The sequence below is a fragment of the Vagococcus lutrae genome (genome assembly GCF_023299185.1).
Lineage (GTDB): Bacteria > Bacillota > Bacilli > Lactobacillales > Vagococcaceae > Vagococcus_A > Vagococcus_A lutrae.
This window is the reverse complement of sequence record NZ_CP097017.1, coordinates 649,974-666,574: the sequence shown is the minus strand read 5'-3', so window position 1 is coordinate 666,574 and position 16,601 is coordinate 649,974. Positions and strand designations below refer to the sequence as shown.

Here is a 16,601-nt window from a genome sequence, read left to right as displayed (position 1 = left end):
AAGGAGTGCATCATTGATGAAGAAAATTGGTGTAATCGTAGGAAGTTTAAGAAAAGAGTCGTTTAATCGAAAGGTTGCCAATAATGTATTAGGCATGTTTCCTGAAGGTTATGAGGCAGAGATAATTGAAATCGGAGAGTTAGTTCACTACAATGAAGATTTAGACCAAGAAGGAATGGTTCCGCAAGCTTGGCAAGATTTTAGAGAAAAAATCGCGCCATTAAGTGCTGTTGTTTTTGTTACACCGGAATATAATCGTGGTTTACCTTCCGTGATAAAAAATGCGTTAGATGTTGGGTCACGTCCTTATGGAGCAAGTGTCTGGGACGGTAAGCCTGCGTTAGTTATCAGTGCTTCGACAGGTGGCCCTGGCGGATTTGGAGCCAATCATCAATTGAGACAATCCTTAGTGTTCTTAAATATGACACCTTTACAACAACCAGAAGCTTATTTAGGTAACGTGCAAGATTTTCTTGATGAAGAAGGGTTAATCGTTAATCAAGGAACGTATGACTATATTCAGTCGATTGTTGATGCCTTTGTCAGCTTGATTGAAAAATTAAGTTAATAATGAGTAAAAAAACGCCTTTTCCGTATACGGAAAAGCGTTTTTTGATTTTTAAGAAAAGAAAAAACTTACAGTAAATGCTAAAAAAGCGCATATAAAAGGTTCTAAGATGTGACTTTTTGGTAAAGGGGAGGTCACTGTTTTTTTTCGTTGATAATAGCTAAAAAGTAAAATACCTAGACAGCCACCTAACGTATTAATGACGAGGTCAGTTATATCGGTCACACGGTAAAGAGTAAAAAGTTGTCCGATTTCAATGACGAGTGAAATAAGAAAAACTAGTAACATCTGTCCGAACTTAGAAAAAGAATAATGCCAAAGTATCGCAATGAGAAATCCTATGGGGACAAACATTAATAAGTTAGTAAGTTCACCAAAATGAAGCCCATCAGCGAATAGCTGTAAATTGATATTAGGATGCCAAACGGAGAGATTCAGTCGTTGAATACGATAAACTTCTTTTAAACTGGGGAACCCGACGATAGATTGGCAAATGAAAACCAAATAATTATTAAAAAGTAGCAAAAAAACTAATCCTTTTTTATCGGCTTCCGTATATCGAATAAAAAAATAAAAAGTAGTTATAATAGAAATAACAGCATAACTCATAATAATTCCCCCTGTAAATGAACTACTCTAAGCATAACAAAGATTGTCTATAACGTCATCCGACTTTAGTTGGAAATAAATGGTTCGTCAACGTAGTGAGCATGTTATGATAGAGAGGTTAAGGAGATGATATTAAGATGAAACAGGTTGTTTGGTTGAGGGAAGAATTCCGATTAATGGATAATCAAGCCATATTAGAAGCATTTAAGCATAAAGCAGAAGATGAGAAAATTTTGTTGTTTTTCAATTTAAATCCTGCTCAGTTTTTAGAAGGAACTTATAATCATGATTATTTTTTTCAAGCCTTATTAAAGTTTATTGAATACTTAAAAACAGAAGGAATTCGGATGCATCTGATTGTTGGAACACCGCTAGAAGCGTGGCAGCAACTTATATCAACTTATCCGACGATTGAAACTGTCTTTTTAAATGAAGCGACTGCAGGAAACGGAGTCAAAAGAGATTTAGAAGTCACAGCAATGTTAGAAAAATTTGGAATTAAGGTGAAAGCATGTCAAGACCGACATTTATGTGGTCCTCATGCTGTGTTAAAAAAAGACGGCACCCCTTATCGTGTTTTTACGCCGTATTATCGACAGTGGCAAGCACAGGTTAAGCGTCCTTATACGCAAAATCATTCCGTTAAAGAAGAAAAGCACTGGGAAGATAATCAAACGTTAAGCGAAAAAGGTGATAGGCTTTTAAAACGAATAGTGGATGAGAAAAAATATGATATGTCGCATTTAGTCGGCTATGAGCGCGCTGCTGATTTATTAGAACGTTTTGTTCACAAAGTGATGCCTCAATATCAAGAAACGCGTGATATACCAGCGCTATTTGGTACGAGCAGCCTATCTCCCTATATCAAAACAGGCGAGATTTCCATCCGTCAGATTTGGCAAGTAGCGAATGATGCACCTGACTCGCTCGGGAAAGAGACGTTTCTGAAAGAACTCGCATGGCGAGATTTTTATCATATGATTGACACTTGGTTTCCAAAACAACGACAGGAAGAATTAAAAGAAGAGTATCAAACGCTTGCATGGCGTCACGACGAAAAAGCGTTCAAACAATGGCAAGAGGGTATGACAGGTTATCCAATTATAGATGCTGGCATGCGACAACTAGCAACCACGGGTTGGATGCATAATCGTTTGAGAATGTTGACTGCTTCTTTTTTAACAAAAGATTTATTAATAGACTGGCGATGGGGAGCCCGCCATTTTGAATCGTATTTACTTGATTATGACCCGGCAAGCAATACAGGTGGCTGGCAATGGGCAGCCTCTACTGGGACGGATGCAGTTCCTTATTTTAGAATTTTCAATCCGACGACACAGAGTGAACGTTATGATGCTAAAGGCACGTACATTCGTCGCTATGTTCCTGAGTTGCGTCATGTACCTGACGCATATATTCATGAACCGGCTAAAATGTCACGAGCTGAACAGCAACGTTACCAATGTATCATTGGAGAAGATTACCCCGCTCCCATGGTTGATCATAAAGAAGCACGGGAAAGAGCGCTAGATTTTTTCAAACAGAGCTAGAAAAAGCAGTCACTATGAAAGTGACTGCTTTTTTACTTAATCATCATCTTCTACTTTTAAAATAGATAAATCCTGTGCATTTATTTTTACTTCTTTTTCCTTATGTGCTTGTTTTAAGTTGACTTTCCAATAAGTCACACCAAGTTCTTGTTTTAATTCCCACTCGACAGGAGTATAATCGACCGCTTCTTTTTTAGCTGTTTCGGTCACATCGTTTAATGAAGCTAAGTTTGTTAAGTCTATTGCTTTATTTTTCAGTTTGACGCCATTTCGTTCGTCACGATCAAGGGCTTCATTTTTTTGTTTCTTAATTTCTTTTGTGGTCGCGTCGACTTTCAACTCATATTCTTCTTGTTCATCTACGCCTTCCAGTTTGTAAATATACTGATTTCGTTCTGGCTCAAGCTCAATGGACGTCAAATGAGTATCGGGATAGGTTTCTTGATAGAGTGCGATGACGTCATCAAGTGACACAGTTATTTCTTGTCCCAAATCGAGGTTTTCACTTGTTGTTTCTCGTGAAGTTTCAGTCTCGGATATCTTCGTTTGGTTCGTTACACTTGTTTCAGTACTAGTAGGCGCTTGTTTGGTTTGACAACCTGAAAGGACAGCCACTAGAGTCACAACTAAGCCGCTCGTTAAAATTCGTTTTATTTTCATAAAAAAACCTCCTTATTTATATTATAATAGAATAGATTAAAAAGAAAAAGTAATGTGCAATCAAAATTAATCGATAAGGCGTGATAAGATGTATAAAAAAATAATCATTTTGATGATAGTAGGGGGAGTGATGTGGGCTTTTTTCTCTCCACGTCCCATATCTTGGGTAATCAAACAACTATTTAAAGGAGGAGTTGCTACATCAAGTCCAAATGAAGCACAAGTTTTTGCTAAAGTTCAAACGATTAACAATCAGTCTTATGGAAAAGGTCAGGCAAAACAATACTATGATGTTGTTATGCCTATTAAAACGAGTCAGTCCATGCCTTGTATTGTATGGGTGCATGGTGGTGCTTATGTCGGCGGAGATAAAGAGGATGTGACAGCTTATGCTAAACACCTTGCCTCTTTTGGGTACATAGTTATCTCAATGAATTATAGCTTAGCGCCAAAAGCCCAATACCCGACGCCACTTTTTGAACTGGATGACTTACTGACTGAACTAAAAGAAAATCGACATGATTTACCTATAGATTTTAACCAGCTCATTTTAGCGGGGGATTCAGCAGGGGCTCAGATTGTCAGCGAATATATGCGATATGTTATCTCTGATAATCTTTTCGGACAAACGCCGAGCATTACGAAACAGCAAATAAAGAGTTTGTTGTTATTTTGCGGCCCTTATGACATAGAACCGTTCGTAACGACTTCAACAGGCGTATTTCGGTGGCTCGTTCATCGCCTAATGGCGGCTTATTTTGGTCCTGCTCGCTCTGTTAACGAGACCGTCTATCAGGATGTTTCACTTTTACAACAGGACGTGTCTGAGTTTCCACCTTGTTTTGTCACAGATGGCAATGACCAGTCTTTTGAAGAGCAGGCGAAAAGGTTAGTCACTCGTTTAGAACAAGCGAAAGTCCCTGTGACAGGTGTTTTTTATCCACGTACGACGGCCATTTTACCCCATGAGTATCAATTTATGTTAGATAAGCCAGAAGCACGTCAAACTTTGGAGGAATTGCAGGCTTTTTTAAACGACCATACATTGCGATAAGATTTGTGGTAAAATAAGAAAGAATTCGTAGAGGAGTGAATAAGATGCAAGTCCACCAAGCAGAAATAGTAATCAGTGCGGTTCGTCCAGAACAATATCCAGCCACTCAAATCCCTGAAATAGCACTAGCAGGTCGCTCAAATGTTGGTAAATCTTCATTTATTAATACTTTAATTAATCGCAAAAATTTAGCACGCACGTCAAGTAAACCTGGTAAAACGCAAACGTTAAATTTTTATTTGATTGAACAGGCCTTTCATTTTGTAGATGTACCAGGGTATGGTTATGCCAAAGTTTCAAAGTCTGAAAAAGCTAAATGGGGTCAAATGATTGAAACTTATTTAACAGAGCGCGAACAATTACAAGCTGTTATTAGTGTCGTTGACGCACGTCATGAACCGTCAAAAGATGACATTCAAATGTATCAGTTTTTAAAGTATTACGATATTCCAACTATTGTCGTTGCGACTAAGATTGATAAAATTCCAAGAGGGAAATGGAATAAGCACGAAAGTATGATCAAAAAAGCTTTAGATTTTCAATCAGAGGATGACTTTATTTTATTTTCTGCGGAAACGAAACATGGAAAAGAAGCAGCTTGGGCTGCGATAGAACCGTTTATTATGGAATAACAGAAAAGGATGAATCAAATGAATTTTAATGAATACCAAAAATTAGCCAATCGCTCACTAAATGGAGATGAGCAAGTTTTAACGAATTGCGCTCTAGGTTTAGCCAAGGAAACGGGTGAAATGCTTGAATTAATTCAGGATTATACATTTAAAAATCGTCCAATGCCGTCTGATAAAGTAGCCAAAGAATTGGGCGACGTTTTATGGTATCTGTCGCAAATTGCTGAGTGGTCAGGTATTAGTTTAGAATCTGTCGCTGAAAGTAATATCGAGCACTTAAAAAAGAGATACCCAGATTGCTTTAAAGAAGATTAAAAAACAGCGACCTATAAAGAATTTGGTCGGAAAAGATGAAATGTGTCAACTTTTTTGATATAATGTTATAAATGGAGGGGTACTATTTAAGTACTCCTGTTTTTTATGAAAGGAGCCTTTATGATCGATTCGTATAAACCGACATGGCTTTTGGAAGCAATTTATCATGTCACACCTGAACAGTTAAAAAAACATCACATTAAAGGGATTTTAACCGATTTAGATAATACTTTAATCGCATGGGACAATCCACATGGTACTGAGGAACTTTTAAATTGGTTACTAGCCATGCAGGATGCGGGTATCCCAGTGGTGGTGGTTTCAAATAACAATGAGCAACGTGTGGCAAAAGCACTTGAAAAATTCGATTTAGATTTTGTAGCGCGCGCTTTAAAACCTTTTTCAAAAGGACTAAAAGAAGGTGCAAAAAAATTAAATTTACATCCGAGCGAATTAGTGATGGTTGGCGACCAACTCATGACAGATATTAAAGCAGCCAATGCAGCCGGCATGCGTTCAATACTAGTTAAACCAGTTGTGCCAACAGATTCTTGGAAGACAAAATTTAATCGCTGGGTTGAGAAAAAAGTAATGCGTAAATTAAAAGAAAAATATCCAGATATGAAGTGGAGACGTGAGCTAACATGAACGAAGAATTAAGATGTATTGGTTGTGGTGTTGTCATTCAAACAACTGATAAAGAAGCGATTGGCTATACCCCTCCTTCAGCTTTAGAAAAAGGATTAGAGTCAGGCGAGCTGTATTGTCAACGTTGTTTTAGATTGCGTCATTATAACGATATTCAAGACGTTTCCTTAACGGATGATGATTTTCTAAGACTATTAAATACGATTGGCACAGAAGACGCGTTAATCGTCAACGTCATTGATATTGTTGACTTTAATGGTAGCTTAATTCCTGGTTTACATCGTTTTGTTGGTAATAATCCCGTCTTATTAGTTGGTAATAAAGTAGATATATTACCAAAATCATTAAAACGAGGAAAGCTGACACAGTGGATGCGCGAGCGTGCACATGAAGCAGGATTACGACCGGAAGAGGTAGTACTCGTCAGTGCAAAAAAACAAGCGGACATGTTAGATTTACTTGAAATCATTGAAAAGCATCGTCGCGGTAAAGATGTCTATGTAGTAGGAGTCACGAATGTAGGGAAATCGACGTTAATCAATGGTATCATTAAAGCAACGGCTAACGTACAAGATGTTATCACAACCTCACAATTTCCAGGGACGACACTCGATAAAATTGAAATTCCATTGGAAGACGGTCACTTTTTAATCGATACACCGGGAATTATTCATCATCATCAAATGGCGCATTATTTAGCTAAAGATGAATTAAAGATTATCAGTCCTAAAAAAGAAATGAAACCGAAAACTTATCAATTAAATGCCGGACAGACGTTGTTCTTGGGGGCTTTGGCTCGAGTGGATTATGTAAAAGGGGAACGCAATGCGTTTACGGCCTATGTGTCGAATGAATTGGATATTCATCGCACGAAGTTAGAAAAAGCGGATGAATTTTATTCAAAACATGCTGGGACGTTACTTCAACCGCCGCATGCTTCTCACTTAGAAGATTTTCCAGAACTAGTCGCTCACGAGATTAAAGCCACACCGCAAACCGACTTAGTTATTTCTGGTTTAGGTTGGCTGTCAGTGAAAGAAGCAGGTATTATTGTCGTACATGCACCTAAAGGGGTAGAAGTGATACGACGCAAAAGCTTGATATAAAAGGAGACCATAATATGGCATTAAGAGGAAAGCAAAAACGTTTTTTAAGAAGTGAAGCTCACCATTTAACACCAATTTTTCAAATTGGTAAAGGTGGTTTAAATGAAGCGATGACGATTCAAATCGCCGAAGCTTTAGAAAAAAGAGAGTTGATAAAGGTTTCTTTACTGCAAAATACAGATGAAGAAGCGTCAGATGTCGCAGCTAGATTAGCTGAAGCTATTGATTGCGAAGTGGTACAAATTATTGGACGGGTGATTGTATTATACAAAGCATCGTCACGTGAAAAGTATCAGCAACTATCTCCGCTTGTAAAAAAGATGGGTTAAAGGAGTCAGGTAGGAATGAAACGAATGTCTAAGAGTGTCACGATGGAAACGAGTAAGATTGAAACACAGTTAGAACCGACCGCACCCGTTCACCGTCGACAAGTTGGCATTTTAGGTGGAAGTTTTAATCCCGTCCATGTAGCACATTTGACGATTGCTGATCAAGTTCGACACCAATTAGGTTTGGATGAAGTCAGATTGATGCCGAGCTATCTTTCACCGCATGTCGATGAGAAGAAAACGATTGACAGTTCATGGCGTTTAAAAATGCTAGAATTGGCGATAGTTGATAATCCTGAGTTAACGATTGAGCGATGTGAAATCGAACGCCAAGGAAAAAGTTATACGATTGATACGATGAGAGAGTTAACACGTCGTCATCCAGAGATAGATTTTTATTTTATCATTGGAGGGGACATGGTTGATTATCTATCCACTTGGCAAGAAATCGATGAGTTATTGACACTGGTTAAATTTGTCGGTGTTAAAAGACCAGGATATCCAGAAGAATCAGCTTATCCGATTATTTGGGTGGATGTACCTCAGATGTCAATTAGTTCATCAGAGATTCGTCGTAAAGTTGCTCAAGGTTGCACCATTCGTTATTTAGTGCCAGAATTAGTAAGAGAGTATATCATGAAAGAAGGTTTATACTTAGATGACAACGCATTACCAAGAGGGCGTCGTCCCTTATAGCCGAGAAGAGTTACTAGAACAAGTTGCGAGTCAAATGAGTGAAAAGCGTTTCAATCATGTCAAACGTGTTGAAAAAATGGCAATAAAGTTAGCTGAAATATATGGTGAATCTATTGAAAAAGCCAGTATTGCAGCATTGACACATGATTATGGAAAAGAACGTTCCGATGAAGAATATCGTCGCAAAATCATGACGGAAGGACACGACGCGTCACTTTTAACTTATGGAAATGAAATATGGCATGGGTTACTAGGTGCTGATTTTGTCCGAGATGAGCTAGGAATTAATGACGATGATATTTTAGAAGCCATACGCACACATACTACCGGTGCGGCGGATATGTCACGTTTGGGCAAAATTATTTATGTTGCCGATTATGTAGAAGAAGGGCGAACATTTCCCGGTGTAGAAGATTGTCGGACGTTAGCATTTAAAGATTTAGATCAAGCAGTAGCGTATGAGACGAAGCATACCTTATTATATTTAATAGAAAATGAAAAAATGATTTACCCGAAGACTCTTGAAACGTATAATCGTTGGGTCGTTCAATCATTATAAGAGGAGGAGATTATCATAGATAGTCAGAATTTATTAGAATTAGTCGTTAAAGCAGCTGATGACAAGCGTGCCGAAGATATTGTAGCATTAGACGTTCAAAACGTGTCCTTGTTAGCTGATTACTTTGTTATTTGTCATGGTAATAGTGAAAAACAAGTAGCCGCAATTATTGACGGTATATCAGAAAAAGTCCACGAAGCAGGAGCAGAGGTCGGGCGTATCGAAGGAAAAGATGGTGGTAAATGGGTGCTTGCCGATTTAGGCGATGTGATTGTACACGTCTTTCACCATGAAGAACGCTCATTTTATAATTTAGAAAAATTATGGTCAGACGCGCCTTTAGTGAATTTAAACGAGTGGGTATCTTAATATGTCTTATGAAACATTTGCGTTTGTCTATGATGAAGTCATGGATGCGAGCCTCTATCAAGAATGGCTCGCTTTTTCACGCCGTCATCTACCAGATGAAACTAAGCGAATTTTAGAATTAGCTTGCGGTACGGGCGCCTTGGCGTGTGAATTTGCACGTGAAGGATATGATGTTACCGCGCTTGATTTATCAGAAGAGATGTTAATGATGGCAAGTGAGCGTGCCGAAGAAGAGGATGTCCATATTCAGTTAGTAAAAGGAGATATGCGTGATTTATCAGAAGTAGGCACGTATGAAGCTATTACTTGTTTTTCTGATTCGCTATGTTATATGCCTGACCGCCAAGCCGTTCAACAAGTTTTTGATACAGTTTACAATGCGCTTGAACCTAATGGTTGTTTTATTTTCGATGTTCATTCAACCTTTCAAGTAGCGAGTGTTTTTCCAGAATATAGCTACCATTATCAAACAGAAGAGTTTGCCTTTTTATGGGATAGTTATCCAGGAGAAACGGAATTTTCGATTGAACACTTTCTTACTTTTTTTGTGAAAAAAGAAGGAACTGAAGTATTTGAACGTTATGATGAACTTCATCAAGAACGTACCTATGCTTTGGAGAACTATCATATGATGTTAGAAAATGCGAATTTTTCTAAAATTAAAATTATGGCGGACTTCTCTGACGAAGCCCCTCATGAGATGAGTCGTCGCTGGTTTTTTGTTTGTCAAAAATAAAAAAACTATTCCAATCTTTTTTGGAATAGTTTTTTTTGCATTTAACTTGGATTTACTGAGTAAAAAGGTACCACAAGGCGTCCGTTTAGATCGTCAACTTTTTTTGCATCCGTATCTTCAAATTCATAAACATCCACTAAAACGGAAAGATCATAAATTTTTTCTACTGTTCCTTTAAATGATTTTTTTAGTAAAGGACTTTCGCACGTGTATGTTTGTCCCACTTCGATTTTATCCGCTTCCATACCATCACCTTCGCTTCAACGTAGTAATAAGGAACAAAAATTCTGTTCACTTTTTTAGATAATACCATGTTACTATAGCTTTGTAAAACAATATAAAAAACGACTGAGAAACGTTGTCCGAAAAAAGAAAGTATAAATAACAAAAAAATAAAAAAACGAATCATTTCACTTGATATTCTGAAATAAATAGTGTAAATTAGTCAAGGATGATAACGAACAACTGGATTTAATTACGAATGTTCGTGTTTTCCTACTACTATTAAAGGAGGTATCAAGATGAAGATTTTCGATTATGAAGATATTCAATTGATTCCAAACAAATGTATTGTAAACAGCCGCTCCGAGTGTGATACTAGTGTGACATTAGGTAAACACACATTTAAAATGCCAGTCGTACCAGCAAATATGCAAACAATCGTTGATGAAACGATTGCAGAATGGTTAGCGGAGAATGGTTACTTCTATATTATGCACCGTTTTGAAGAAGAAAAACGCGTTCCATTTATAAAAAGAATGCATGAAAAAGGATTAATTTCATCTATCAGCGTTGGTGTAAAAGCAGATGAGTATGCGTTTGTCGAATCACTACGCGAGCAAGATTTAAAGCCTGACTTTGTAACGATTGATATCGCACATGGACATGCTAACTCTGTGATTAATATGATCCAACACTTAAAGAAACATTTACCAGAAACGTTTGTCATTGCAGGTAACGTGGGAACACCCGAAGCTGTTCGTGAATTAGAAAATGCAGGGGCAGATGCGACAAAAGTTGGGATTGGGCCAGGAAAAGTATGTATTACCAAACTAAAAACAGGTTTTGGGACAGGTGGTTGGCAATTAGCTGCAGTACGTCGTTGTAGTAAAGCAGCACGCAAACCAATTATCGCTGACGGAGGTATCCGTACGCACGGAGATATTGCGAAATCTATCCGTTTCGGTGCGAGCATGGTGATGATTGGATCATTATTTGCTGGACATGAAGAGTCACCGGGAGAAACAAAAGAAGAAAATGGCGTAGTTTACAAAGAGTACTTTGGCAGTGCGTCTGAGTTCCAAAAAGGTGAAAAGAAAAATGTTGAAGGTAAGAAAATCTGGGTAACACATAAAGGTTCACTAGCAGATACGCTAGTTGAAATGCAACAAGATTTACAATCTTCTATTTCTTATGCAGGAGGCAATGATTTAGAAGCCATCCGTAAAGTTGATTACGTGATTGTTAAAAACTCTATTTTTAATGGCGACACAATTTAATCAAAAAAGCAGAACGTTTAAACGTTCTGCTTTTTTTCTATTTGTATAACATTTTCTTCGTCAAGTGTGAGACAGGACGATAGAGAAGCGTCACGATGATAATGGCAGCTAATGCATTGATGACGGTAATATAAAGCGTGCTGAAGCTAGCGACAGCAGCGATAGAAGCAGAACTTCCCAGAGCCAATTGGATGACAAAATTCTTTAAGAACGTCATCATGATTTTAGCCAATGCTGCAATAAACATTACTAACGGAATAAACCATGCCTTTTGTTCATATCGCTTTAGGCGTAAAAAGGCGTAACTTAATACTGCTCCGACAACAAAACTTTCGAGTATAAAATAAGGGGCTTCGACGGCAAAGCCATTTAAGACATCAAAAATAGCAAACCCGATACCTCCTGCTAGTGACCCTTTAAAAAAGCCAAGAGTTAAAACAGCTAATGAAAGTATTGGGAGGCCAAAATGGAAAAAAGGATTACCGACAAGAGCAGGCAATGGGACACGGATACTTGTTCCCACAACGGTTAGCGCTGCAAACAGTCCCATTAAGACCACTTCAGATGTTTTCCAACGATTTGTATTATTCATGGGGCATCTCCTGTTCATTTAAGTGTTCATTTAAGCGTGTGTCTGTTTGAAAATAAGCACCGTGCCAAACATAGCCAGTGAAGTCATTTAAATATAAGCCATGGTCAATCGCTTCTCGCACATAGTTTTTGGCTAAACCGACTGCTTTGTTTAATGGAATATCGCGAGCTAAAGAAGCCGTGATAGCTGCAGCAAAAGAACAACCAGCTCCGTGATTAGTATCAGTCGCAAGTTTTGCTTGTTCATAAAAATGATAGGCAGTCCCGTCATAAAATAAATCAGTCGCTATTTCACCCGGAAAACGAGCGCCTCCTTTGATAACAACCGATTTAGCGCCTAATTGATGAATCTTTTGTGCAGCTTTTTTCATATCTGTTTTCGTTTCGATATGAGAGATTCCAGACAAAATTTGTGCTTCTACTAAATTAGGTGTTATCACATCTGCCAAAGGAATCAACGCGTCAATCATCGCAGATACCAGTTCAGGCTGAAGAACATCATTATTACCCTTAACTGCCATAACAGGGTCTAAAACGACTTTCGTTTGCCTGTTAGTTGTTAAATAAGATTCGATGAGAGTAACCACGTCGCTACTTCCTAACAACCCTATTTTGACTGCGGCTAAAGCACCGCCAGAAAAGGCCGTGGCTAATTGTTTTTTTACTACTTCAAGTGGAATCGGATGAATACTTGGAATAGGTGCTACTGGGTCGACCGTTAAAATACTTGTCAGACTACTTAATCCAAACGTTCCAAACTCTTGAAAGGTTTTTAAATCAGCTTGAATACCAGCACCTCCGCCGGCGTCCGATCCTGCAATCGTTAAAACTTTCTTTATCAAAATAAACGCCTCCTAGTTGATGATGTTAATAAGTGTATCACGTTGTAATTTAATGAGTACTACCAATTCACAAAAATTGGACCCATCCACTTTTTGAATTATGATATACTAGCTAAGAGGTGATTCTATGTTAGAACTTAATAAAAGCAGTAACGTACCATTATATCGTCAAGTCATGCATCAAATGATAGAAAAGATAAATCAAGGAACATATGCTCCAGCCACACGGTTGCCTTCTGAGCGTCAACTCGCACGCGATCTTGGTGTCAATCGGAGTACGGTTGTGCGAGCTTATGATGAATTGTACGCCCTAGCTTTTGTTGAAAGACGAGAAGGTAGTGGGACGTATGTTCGACTGCCCGAAAACTTAAAAAATTTATATGCACAAAGTCAACCTGCTCAACTCTTGTCAACGATAAATCAGCAAAATAGCGACTATACAACATACGATGATATTAAGCTCTATCTACAGTCTCATGATGAAGTGATTGATACGTTTACCGGTGAGTTGCCTTCCACGTTAGTCCCTAATTTGACGCTCCCGCCTTTTCACTGGCAAGATTTTTTACAGCAGCCAGTTGAGTCATTTGGTTCGGAAAGTTTAAGACAAGGCATTTCTTCTTTAATGAAAAAAGCCTATGGTTATCGACCAGATGTTAAGGAGTTACTTTTAACGGCAGGTGGTCAGCAAAGTCTGTATCTTCTGTTACAGACATTATTAAAACCAGGCGATGTTGTTGCGATTGAATCACCATCATTTTTTAGAGGGTTGTCGATTTTAAAGGCGATGTCATTAAAAGTTATTGAAATACCGGTCGACGATGAAGGGATGGTCGTAGAAAAACTAGCAGAAGAGTGGCAGTATCATTCGATTCGTTTAGTGATTACTAATCCTAATTTTCAAAATCCTACGGGAACAACGTTGACTAAAAAAAGACGTCTTGCTTTACTCAAACTGTGTCAAAAATATCGTGTTCCTTTGATTGAAGATGATGTTTTTGGTTTGTTATCATTTGATACCGCTCAGCAGGTGCCACTCTTAAAGCAAATGGCGCCTGAAATGGTCATATATCTAGGCTCACTGTCTAAGATACTGGGACAGCGCGTGCAACTAGGTTGGATAGATGCTCCGGTCGGACTTTTAGAGCAAGTCGTCAGGCTGAGAGACTCTGCCGAAAGTCAGTTGAGTATTTTTCCGCAGGTACTTGCAAGTCACGCCTTAAATCAACCCAGTTTTTATAATCAACTATTAATGACGAAACAGCAATTACAGAAACAATGCGCTCTTTTAGAAGAAGCCTTTGAAGAAATAGGTGAAGAGTGGAAGGTTTTTTGGCCAAGAGGGGGTTACTACGTATGGTTGACATATCAAGGTCGCGTTTTAACTAAAGAAGACTGGGATGTTTTATTGTCATTTGGTGTTGCTGTGTTGCCTAGCTATTTGATTGAGACATCTACCCAAAGTTGTCGCATGAACTTTGCGCGTATTCAAGTAGAGGAATTACCTACACTGATTAAAGCATTTCGGGACACAACACGATTGTGGCGAACAGAAAAAACACGTTAGTAGAGCTTACAAATTTTTGTGAATATTTCCATTTGATTTATGACTAATAAGAAGTTGATTATACATTTTCATAATGTAAATGATAATCGTGCTCTTAAATGATATTATATAAATATAAACTGATTTTTGTGAGAGGTATAAGTTAAATTCTTTTAGGTTGAACTAAAAGATTTTTTGACGTTAGGCTGATTTAATTTAAGAAAAAACATAATCTATAAAACTATGAAAAATTTGTATAAAGTTTTAGATTGTAGATTGGAAGATATTTTAGAATTTATATCTGATAAATAGAAAGGGCGGTTTTAAGAATGATTAAAGATACATGGGAAAAGAATGAAAATGTATCGGCAAATAAAAAGGAAATAACGGTGTTGAAAGAGAATTTTCCAGCTTGTTTTAAAGAAGATGGCTCGTTTGATATTGAAAGGTTCAAAGAATATTTAAGTGAAGATATTAATGTTGTAAATGAAGGTTATGAGCTAAAATTTTTAGGTAAAAACTATGCTAGACTCCTTGTGACTTTAGAAACTGAAACAGTCATTGTACCTAATGAGGAACATAATCAAAAAGAAGAAAATAAAGATAGCGAAAACATTTATATTACCGGAGATAATTTAGACGGGTTAAAACATTTATTAAAATCTTATGCTGGTAAAGTGAAGTGCATATACATAGACCCACCATATAATACAGGGTCAGATGGTTTTGTGTATAATGACAACTTTAATTTTACAGTTGAAGAACTAACAGAGAAATTAAGTATAAGTGAAGTGCAAGCACAAAGAATATTAGATTTAACAAAGCGAGGCTCAGCTTCACACTCTGCTTGGTTAATGTTTATCTATCCAAGATTACAGCTAGCTAGGGATTTGCTGTCTGATGAGGGTGTGATTTTTATGTCGATTGATAAACATGAAATGGTAAACTTAAAACTACTTAGCGATGAAATTTTTGGGGAAGACAATCATATAGGTGAAATCATACGAAATACAAATAGTTCTAAAAACCAAGCTTTATTTTTATCTACAAGCCATGACTATTGTTTAATTTATAGTAAAAATATATCTTCTCTAAGTGAAAAACATAGTTCAAATAAATGGTCTGTTCCTAAAAATAACGTGAAGGAATATATGAGTTATGTTAATCGTCTAAAGAATGAAGGACTATCAGAAGAAGAAATTACAAGTGAATTAAAACAACTAACAAAATATCCAAGGTTTGTTGACTTTGAAAACTATTGGTATTTCGATGAGAGTGGATTGTATCGTAAGGGGGATTTAGGTGGAGTTCAAAATGGTAACATGGAAGCGATATTAAACCCTTTAACGAATGAGTTAGATCCTATACCTCCGGGCGGATACCGATATAACAAAGAAAAATTAGAAGAATTAATAAATGAAGATAAAATTCACTTCCATACTGATGGTAGCTTACCAACCATTAAAAGATATTTATCTGAGAATATGAATCAACGTCCAAAAGCTATCATGTCTGATGACCAAAGACCTGATGACCGATTAATGAAAAAATATGATACTCCATTTGATAATCCAAAGCAATTAGCATTTATGAAAAGGATTTTAAGCATTGTTGATAGTGACTCAATCATTGTTGATTTTTTTTCAGGGTCAGCTACTACTGCGCATGCAACGATGGAATTAAATGATGAAGATGGAGGAGATAGAAAGTTCATTATGGTTCAGATACCTGAGAAAGTAGAAAAAACAAGTGCTGCATACAAAAAAGGTTATAAAACTATTGATGAACTAGGTAGAACTCGAATTAAAAAAGCCGCAGATGATTTAAAAGAAAAAAAACCTGAAACTAGAGTTGACTTAGGTTTTAAACATTTCACTCTAAATGAGCCAACTAGTGAAATGATAAATAAATTAGTGGAATTTACACCAAAGAAAGATGAAATGATTATCAACAATACAATACTTGATGAATTCGGTGTGTATACAGTTATCACCACATGGTTAAACAATGATGGTTATGGACTCACGGCTGAAGCGGAAAAAATTCTTTTTGCAGGCTATGAATCATATTTCAAAGACAAGCATTTATATTTAGTACATCCAGAACTGCCAAATGAGGCAATAGAAGAACTTGTTGTGAAGTATGAAACAGATGGAAACTTTAATCCAGAAAACATTGTGCTATTTGGATACAGCTTTACATGGACAGAACTTGAATCACTAAAAACGAATTTAAAGCGACTACAGGACACAGAGAAAAATTTACGTATTAATTTTGACGTACGTTATTAAT

The 16,601-nt window shown here is 37.2% G+C and carries 20 protein-coding genes; 15 read left to right on the top strand and 5 right to left on the bottom strand.

Annotation, left to right across the window (positions count from 1 at the left end; genetic code table 11):
- The first annotated feature begins 13 nt into the window (after positions 1-13).
- Complete coding sequence (locus M2919_RS03160) at positions 14-568, top strand: NADPH-dependent FMN reductase (protein ID WP_248849209.1); 555 nt, start codon at positions 14-16, stop codon at positions 566-568.
- A 51-nt stretch (positions 569-619) separates the two neighbouring features.
- Here M2919_RS03160 and M2919_RS03155 read toward each other — a convergent pair whose 3' ends face one another.
- Positions 620-1,177: a VanZ family protein gene (locus tag M2919_RS03155; protein ID WP_248849208.1), complete on the bottom strand. Its 558-nt coding sequence runs from the start codon at positions 1,175-1,177 to the stop codon at positions 620-622.
- Positions 1,178-1,314: 137 nt separating this feature from the next.
- Between M2919_RS03155 and M2919_RS03150 the strand changes: the two genes are divergently transcribed.
- On the top strand, positions 1,315-2,727 hold the full coding sequence (locus tag M2919_RS03150) for a cryptochrome/photolyase family protein (RefSeq protein ID WP_248849206.1): 1,413 nt from the start codon (positions 1,315-1,317) through the stop codon (positions 2,725-2,727).
- A gap of 36 nt (positions 2,728-2,763) precedes the next feature.
- Here M2919_RS03150 and M2919_RS03145 read toward each other — a convergent pair whose 3' ends face one another.
- On the bottom strand, positions 2,764-3,387 hold the full coding sequence (locus M2919_RS03145; protein ID WP_248849205.1) for a PepSY domain-containing protein: 624 nt from the start codon (positions 3,385-3,387) through the stop codon (positions 2,764-2,766).
- Between the two features lie 88 nt (positions 3,388-3,475).
- On the opposite strand from M2919_RS03145, the gene M2919_RS03140 reads away from it, so the two are divergent.
- The 10 genes from M2919_RS03140 to M2919_RS03095 all read left to right on the top strand — a co-directional run bounded on the left by M2919_RS03140 (position 3,476) and on the right by M2919_RS03095 (position 9,831).
- Positions 3,476-4,441, top strand: a complete 966-nt coding sequence (locus M2919_RS03140; RefSeq protein ID WP_248849203.1) for an alpha/beta hydrolase — start codon at positions 3,476-3,478, stop codon at positions 4,439-4,441.
- A 44-nt stretch (positions 4,442-4,485) separates the two neighbouring features.
- Positions 4,486-5,073: a ribosome biogenesis GTP-binding protein YihA/YsxC gene (yihA, locus tag M2919_RS03135; RefSeq protein ID WP_023605448.1), complete on the top strand. Its 588-nt coding sequence runs from the start codon at positions 4,486-4,488 to the stop codon at positions 5,071-5,073.
- Between the two features lie 18 nt (positions 5,074-5,091).
- Positions 5,092-5,388 (top strand): nucleoside triphosphate pyrophosphohydrolase family protein, encoded by a 297-nt coding sequence (locus M2919_RS03130; RefSeq protein ID WP_126761894.1) that lies wholly within the window; start codon positions 5,092-5,094, stop codon positions 5,386-5,388.
- 120 nt (positions 5,389-5,508) lie between these two features.
- A complete protein-coding gene (locus tag M2919_RS03125) occupies positions 5,509-6,036 on the top strand; it encodes a YqeG family HAD IIIA-type phosphatase (RefSeq protein ID WP_023605446.1) in 528 nt (175 codons plus the stop codon).
- A complete protein-coding gene (gene yqeH, locus M2919_RS03120; RefSeq protein WP_248849202.1) occupies positions 6,033-7,142 on the top strand; it encodes a ribosome biogenesis GTPase YqeH in 1,110 nt (369 codons plus the stop codon). The genes M2919_RS03125 and yqeH overlap by 4 nt, the downstream gene beginning before the upstream one ends.
- 14 nt (positions 7,143-7,156) lie before the next feature.
- Entirely contained in the window at positions 7,157-7,471 is a 315-nt protein-coding gene (yhbY, locus tag M2919_RS03115) for a ribosome assembly RNA-binding protein YhbY (protein WP_023605444.1), read from the top strand.
- Positions 7,472-7,513: 42 nt separating this feature from the next.
- On the top strand, positions 7,514-8,167 hold the full coding sequence (locus M2919_RS03110) for a nicotinate-nucleotide adenylyltransferase (protein ID WP_235047320.1): 654 nt from the start codon (positions 7,514-7,516) through the stop codon (positions 8,165-8,167).
- On the top strand, positions 8,130-8,726 hold the full coding sequence (yqeK, locus tag M2919_RS03105; RefSeq protein WP_248849201.1) for a bis(5'-nucleosyl)-tetraphosphatase (symmetrical) YqeK: 597 nt from the start codon (positions 8,130-8,132) through the stop codon (positions 8,724-8,726). Before M2919_RS03110 ends, yqeK begins: the two co-directional genes overlap by 38 nt.
- Positions 8,727-8,741: 15 nt before the next feature.
- The gene (rsfS, locus tag M2919_RS03100; protein ID WP_126761886.1) at positions 8,742-9,095 is read left to right on the top strand and encodes a ribosome silencing factor; all 354 of its coding nucleotides are present in this window, start codon (positions 8,742-8,744) and stop codon (positions 9,093-9,095) included.
- 1 nt (position 9,096) lies between these two features.
- Positions 9,097-9,831 carry a class I SAM-dependent DNA methyltransferase gene (locus M2919_RS03095; protein ID WP_023605440.1) on the top strand — a complete coding sequence of 245 codons (735 nt, stop codon included), beginning with the start codon at positions 9,097-9,099 and terminating at the stop codon, positions 9,829-9,831.
- Positions 9,832-9,872: 41 nt separating this feature from the next.
- Here M2919_RS03095 and M2919_RS03090 read toward each other — a convergent pair whose 3' ends face one another.
- Positions 9,873-10,076 (bottom strand): hypothetical protein, encoded by a 204-nt coding sequence (locus M2919_RS03090; RefSeq protein ID WP_248849200.1) that lies wholly within the window; start codon positions 10,074-10,076, stop codon positions 9,873-9,875.
- 276 nt (positions 10,077-10,352) lie between these two features.
- On the opposite strand from M2919_RS03090, the gene guaC reads away from it, so the two are divergent.
- Complete coding sequence (gene guaC, locus M2919_RS03085; protein WP_023605438.1) at positions 10,353-11,330, top strand: GMP reductase; 978 nt, start codon at positions 10,353-10,355, stop codon at positions 11,328-11,330.
- A 37-nt stretch (positions 11,331-11,367) separates the two neighbouring features.
- On the opposite strand, the gene M2919_RS03080 is transcribed toward guaC, so the two are convergent.
- Positions 11,368-11,922, bottom strand: coding sequence for an ECF transporter S component (locus M2919_RS03080; RefSeq protein ID WP_126761879.1), 555 nt, complete (start codon positions 11,920-11,922; stop codon positions 11,368-11,370).
- Complete coding sequence (gene thiD, locus M2919_RS03075) at positions 11,915-12,760, bottom strand: bifunctional hydroxymethylpyrimidine kinase/phosphomethylpyrimidine kinase (protein ID WP_248849469.1); 846 nt, start codon at positions 12,758-12,760, stop codon at positions 11,915-11,917. The genes M2919_RS03080 and thiD overlap by 8 nt, the downstream gene beginning before the upstream one ends.
- Before the next feature lie 130 nt (positions 12,761-12,890).
- Between thiD and M2919_RS03070 the strand changes: the two genes are divergently transcribed.
- Both M2919_RS03070 and M2919_RS03065 read left to right on the top strand, forming a co-directional pair.
- A complete protein-coding gene (locus M2919_RS03070) occupies positions 12,891-14,330 on the top strand; it encodes an aminotransferase-like domain-containing protein (RefSeq protein WP_248849199.1) in 1,440 nt (479 codons plus the stop codon).
- A 308-nt stretch (positions 14,331-14,638) separates the two neighbouring features.
- Positions 14,639-16,600: a site-specific DNA-methyltransferase gene (locus tag M2919_RS03065; protein WP_248849198.1), complete on the top strand. Its 1,962-nt coding sequence runs from the start codon at positions 14,639-14,641 to the stop codon at positions 16,598-16,600.
- Position 16,601 lies beyond the last annotated feature (1 nt).